We start from the raw sequence: 5217 nt of genomic DNA on the forward strand, positions 1-5217 counted from the left end.
ACTCGACACAGCAGTCCAGCCACGATCAGACTCGCCTCTACCGCTTAACTGAACGGCATTGCCTCATGGACCGGGTGGAACCCGTGTTTCATGAGGACTCTTATGGCTACCGGCCTGGACGGTCGGCGCTGGACGCGGTGGAGTCCTGCCGGAAACGCTGTTGGAGGAAGGACTGGGTGGTCGAGCTCGACATCGAGAAGTTCTTCGACAGCGTCCGCTGGGACCTCATCGTCAAGGCCGTGGAAGCGCACACCGACGCCGTCTGGGTGATTTTGTATGTCAAGCGGTGGCTCCAAGCACCGCTGCAACTACCCGACGGCACCTTGCAACAGCGGGACCGCGGAACCCCACAGGGCTCAGCGGTCTCACCAGTGCTCGCGAACCTGTTCATGCACTATGCACTCGACATGTGGCTGGACCGGGAGTTCCCTGCCGTCACGTTCGAGCGGTACGCCGATGACGCGGTCGTGCACTGCGTCTCGGAGCGTCAGGCCCGCCAGGTGCTGGCCGCGCTCACGAACAGGATGGAGGAGGTCGGGCTGCGCTTGCATCCCGACAAGACCAGGATCGTCTACTGCCGAGACGGGAAACGCCAGGGCTCGTATGAGCCCAGGGAGTTCACCTTTCTCGGGTACACGTTCCGCGCGCGCAAGTCGCAGGACAAGCAGGGCAGGCGGTTCCTGTCCTTCGAGCCCGCGATCAGCAAGGACGCCTTGAAGAGGATCAGTAGGGAAGTACGCAGTTGGCGTCTTCACCGACGGTCCGACCTCTCCTTCGTGGAACTCGCCCGACGGATCAATCCGATCGTGGCGGGCTGGATCAACTACTACGGCCGGTTCTACCGATCGGCCCTGATCCCTCTCCTGCAGCGCATCAACGCCTACTTGGTGCGATGGATCCGTAAGAGTGCGGTAAGTGATGGTCTAGCTAATTTCGCACCACTTCGTCCCAGTGGGTAGCAGGCCCCTGACCTCGGCTGTCGAGCCAAACCGGGGAGCCGGAGCCGTGCGCTCGGCCGGGGCGGCGATGTTGATCATTCGACCGCCGGAATCACCCCGTTATGGCATGTCATCACATCGGTGTGAAACGGCAGGAAACATCACTTACCGCACTCTAAGAAGTACAGGCGGCTCTCGGCGTTGCGGAAGGCCCTTGGGAAGATGGAGGAGATCGCGAAGCGGTATCCCCGCATGTTCGCCCAGTGGCAGGTGACCACCGCAGCGTCCTCGGGCTGGTGATCAGGATGGCAAGAGCCGTGTAAAGGGAGATCTTTACGCACGGTTCCGTGAGAGCCGGGGGGCGAAATTCCCCCCGGCTACTCGACTCTTGGCGTCGACCTCGCGCTGGGCGAGCACAATGCCGTCGCCGCGCAGCGCGGAGAGCAGGTGGACACAGCGCCCGTCGGCGCGGATGGCACCGCGCAGGGATTTGCCGTCCACCGCGACCGCTGCCCGCACCGGGCGGGACGGTGGGCATTTGTTCTGGTCGGCGGCGCGGAAGGCGTCCGCTCGAGCGGTGAGCCAGCCGCCGATCGCTGCATCGAGTGCGTCGCCGTCGATGCGCTGCAGTACCCGGCGCACGGTCGCCTCGCTGGGCGCCCGGTAGGGCCGGTCCGGATCGCGCAGTGTGGCCCCACAGTGGAGAAGGAGCCGGTCAGAGGCGTCGGCGGCCCACTCGGCGATCGCGGTGAGGGACTTCGCTCCGGCCAGGACTGAGCAGGCGGCCAGGGCCAGGACGTACGACAGCGGGTGACGCCGGCCCCGCAGGCGGCGCGGGTCGGGCAGGCGGGACAGCCGGGCCAGCAGGTCGGGTAGTTCGTCGGGGCGGGCCGGATCGGATCCAGCGAGTTGGCCCAGCCCGGCAGGGATGGGTGATGATGGCGCAGCAGGCACGGTCTTCCGTTGTGGTGATCAGCGAACTCGACACTCCATGATCACCGGAAGCCGTGCCTGCGCGTGTAGCTGCCGATCCATCACCATCACGGCCGAGTTGGGATATCAGGCCCATACCGGCTCCGTCGGGCCGACCGCGAGAACGACGGAGCCCTGCCTGCAACCCGGCCGCGTGATCCACTCCGACCGCGGATCCGAATACACCTCGATTCGACTCCGCAACAAAATAAGGGAGTTGGACGGACGGCAGAGCATGGGGCGGACCGGAATCTGCTACGACAATGCTGCGGCCGAAAGCTTCTGGGCCGTCCTCAAAGAGGAAATCGGCACCCGTTTCTGGCCCGACAGGGCCACCGCACGCGCCGACATCTTCGGCTTCATCGAGACCTTCTACAACCGCCGCAGGCTCCGCAAACACATCACCTGGGGCTACCTCACACCCCACGAGACCCGCATCCGCTACCAGCAAGAACAGGCCCTCGCGGCATAACGAAAATGTGTCCATGATCACGGGGAAACTTCCAAGGCCGGGTAGTTAGCGTTTTCGCTGGTCACGCAAGGGGTGCTGACGGGGCCTCGACGTGAAGCAACGGAGCTCGTTGGTACAGGCAGTCGTCCAAGACAGCTTGTTTCGCAAGGAGCTCCGTTGCCTGTTCATTGTGTCTCGCCATCGGCGCTGACGACCATCACCCGGACGGTGACTGTGGCCGCGGGCCGGTTCGCTCCCGGACATCTGGGGGAGCTGACGCCGGTCATGCCGTTCGAGCTGGTCGATGCGGTCTTGTCCGAGACCGGGACCGTGCAGCGGCGGCTGCGTGATCTGCCCTCGCGGGTCGGCGTCTATTTCCTCCTGGCGATGTGCCTGTTCCCCGAGATCGGCTACCGGCTGGTCTGGGACAAACTGACTGCTGGTCTGTCGGGGATGCCGGTCGTCTGCCCGAGCACGAAAGCGCTACGTGATCTGCGCCGCAGAGTCGGCAGCGCGCCGGTGCGGGTGTTGTTCGAGGTGCTGGCCGGGCCGTTGGCCCAGCCGACCACACCGGGGGTACGGTTCGGCCCTTACCGGACGGTGTCGTTCGACGGCTGCAGCTCGATCAAAGTCCCCGACAGTGAGCGCAACCGCGGCTGGCTGGGGCGGTGCGCGCACGGCGGCTATCCCCAGGTCGAGCTGATGACGCTGGTCGAGACCGGCACCCGGGCCGTGATCGGAGCGGTCTTCGGCCCCACCCGGGAGGGCGAAACCTCGTACGCCACCAGGCTGTTGCACCATCTGGGCCCCGAGATGCTGGTGTTGTGGGACCGGGGCTTCGACGGCAACGACTTCCTCGCCGCCGTGCACTCCACCGGCGCGCAGGTCTTGGGCCGCATCAACCAGCGCCGCCGCCCACCGGTTCTGAAGGCGCTCGCCGACTCCTTCTACCTCTCGGTCATCGGCGGCGTCCAGGTACGCATCATCGAGGCCCGGGTAAGCGTCCTCTGCACGGACGGCAGCGCCTTCGAGGGTTCCTACCGCCTGGCAACCACGCTGCTGGACACCCGTCGCTACCCCGCCGACCGCCTCGTGCACTTGTATCACGAGCGCTGGGAGCACGAGAGCGCCTACTACGCGCTCCGCCACACCATCCTGCATGCACGGGTCCTGCGCTCGCACGATCCGGTCGGTGTCGAGCAGGAGATGTGGGCCTTGCTCACCCTGTACCAGCTTCTGCGCCGCACCATGGTCGAGGCGGCGGAGTCCCGGCCGGGCACCGATCCCGACCGCTGCGGCTTCACTATCGCCCTCCAAACCGCTCGCGACCTGCTGGTATGCGCGGGAGGAGTCTTCGAGCAGGGCATCGGGGAGATCGGCCGGCGAGTCCTGTCGACGCTGTCGCCCGCACGGCGAAGCCGCGTCAGCACCCGCAAGGTGAAGTCACCCATCTCCCGTTATGCGGAGAGGAAATTGGACGGCCGACCCGACAGCAGCAAGGTCGTGATCTCGACGACGATCACTCTCCTGCCACCCCCACTGCCACAGCCCGCATTGCCCGCGACGACCGACCAGGAGAACACCGGCAATCGCATGGCACGTGTCCTGACCATCCTGCAGGCGGAGCCCGAACGACTGTGGCGCTCAAGGGAGATCGCCGTGCTCCTCGGCGACGTCACCCTCGTCGCCACCTATCGCCAACTTGCCCGCTGGACCGAGAGAGGAAAGATCAAGAGAGTCCGCACGGGCCGCTACGCGGCCATCACACAGATCCCGAACCCCTTGCGTGACCAGCGAAAACGCTAACTACCCGGCCTTGGGGAAACTTCACCATGACGCACCCCGGAGGGACCGACGGCACAATGGCGATCATGACCTCGTCCCACACCTTCCAGCCACTTCTGCACCGCATCGCCGCCGAGATCGAGAGCATGCCCGGACGGGGTCGGCCCGCCGACTACATCCCGGCGCTCGCGGCATGCGACCCGCACCGGTTCGGCATGGCCGTCGCGGAGCTGGACGGCACGGTGTACGGAGTCGGGGACTGGCGGCAGCCGTTCTCCACGCAGTCCATCTCCAAGGTCTTCACCCTTGCCCTCGACCTGGCCCGCGAGGGCGACACGCTGTGGGAGCACGTCGGCCGCGAGCCCTCCGGTAACCCCTTCAACTCGCTGGTGCAGCTGGAGTACGAGAACGGCATCCCGCGCAATCCGTTCATCAACGCCGGCGCACTCGTCGTCACCGACCGCCTCCACACCCAGAGCGGCAACGCGGCGGGCACCCTCCTGGAGTTCCTGCGCGCGGAGAGCGACAACGCAGAGCTCGCCATTAACAAAGGCGTCGCCGCCTCCGAGTCCGCCCATGGCGACCGCAACGCCGCGCTCGGCCACTTCATGGCGTCGTACGGGAACATCGGGAACCCGGTCCCGGTCCTCCTCGACCAGTACTTCCGCCAGTGCTCCATCGAGGCATCCTGCGCCGACCTCGCCCTGGCCACCGGCTTCCTCGCCCGGCACGGCATCCGCGCCGACGGCACCCGTCTACTGACCCAGAGTCAAGCCAAACAGGTCAACGCGATCATGCTCACCTGCGGAACGTACGATGCCGCGGGCGACTTCGCCTACCGCGTGGGCCTGCCCGGCAAGAGCGGCGTCGGCGGCGGCATCATCGCCGTCGTCCCCGGCCGCTGCACGCTCTGCGTATGGGGGCCCGGCCTGGACGAGCGGGGCAACTCGGTGGCGGGAGTGGCGGCCCTGGACCGCTTCACGACGCTCACGGGACTGTCGGTGTTCTAGTGTGATGCGCCAGAAATTTCAGCTGTAAGTCCGTATGCTGTTTCCATGTCGCATCGAGGTC

At 66.1% G+C, this 5217-nt stretch carries 5 protein-coding genes; 4 read left to right on the top strand and 1 reads right to left on the bottom strand.

Annotation, left to right across the window (positions count from 1 at the left end):
- Positions 1-959: reverse transcriptase domain-containing protein (locus ACFPZI_RS22320; RefSeq protein ID WP_381365727.1), on the top strand; the 959-nt coding region annotated here is incomplete at its 5' end.
- A 312-nt stretch (positions 960-1271) separates the two neighbouring features.
- Here the strand turns inward: ACFPZI_RS22320 and ACFPZI_RS22325 are convergent.
- The gene (locus ACFPZI_RS22325; RefSeq protein WP_381365730.1) at positions 1272-1892 is read right to left on the bottom strand and encodes a transposase family protein; all 621 of its coding nucleotides are present in this window, start codon (positions 1890-1892) and stop codon (positions 1272-1274) included.
- Positions 1893-2145: 253 nt separating this feature from the next.
- On the opposite strand from ACFPZI_RS22325, the gene ACFPZI_RS22330 reads away from it, so the two are divergent.
- The 3 genes from ACFPZI_RS22330 to ACFPZI_RS22340 all read left to right on the top strand — a co-directional run bounded on the left by ACFPZI_RS22330 (position 2146) and on the right by ACFPZI_RS22340 (position 5156).
- The gene (locus ACFPZI_RS22330; protein ID WP_381365732.1) at positions 2146-2382 is read left to right on the top strand and encodes an IS3 family transposase; all 237 of its coding nucleotides are present in this window, start codon (positions 2146-2148) and stop codon (positions 2380-2382) included.
- Positions 2383-2538: 156 nt separating this feature from the next.
- Positions 2539-4167 carry an IS4 family transposase gene (locus ACFPZI_RS22335; RefSeq protein WP_381365735.1) on the top strand — a complete coding sequence of 543 codons (1629 nt, stop codon included), beginning with the start codon at positions 2539-2541 and terminating at the stop codon, positions 4165-4167.
- 56 nt (positions 4168-4223) lie between these two features.
- A complete protein-coding gene (locus ACFPZI_RS22340) occupies positions 4224-5156 on the top strand; it encodes a glutaminase (RefSeq protein ID WP_381365738.1) in 933 nt (310 codons plus the stop codon).
- Positions 5157-5217: the final 61 nt, after the last annotated feature.

Source organism: Streptomyces chlorus, from assembly GCF_042655885.1.
Classification (GTDB): domain Bacteria; phylum Actinomycetota; class Actinomycetes; order Streptomycetales; family Streptomycetaceae; genus Streptomyces; species Streptomyces chlorus.

Bases quoted from the DNA above. Each gene is read 5' to 3' on its own strand.
- ACFPZI_RS22330 (WP_381365732.1), top strand. From the start codon at position 2,146: ATGGGGCGGACCGGAATCTGCTACGACAATGCTGCGGCCGAAAGCTTC.
- ACFPZI_RS22340 (WP_381365738.1), top strand. From the start codon at position 4,224: ATGGCGATCATGACCTCGTCCCACACCTTCCAGCCACTTCTGCACCGC.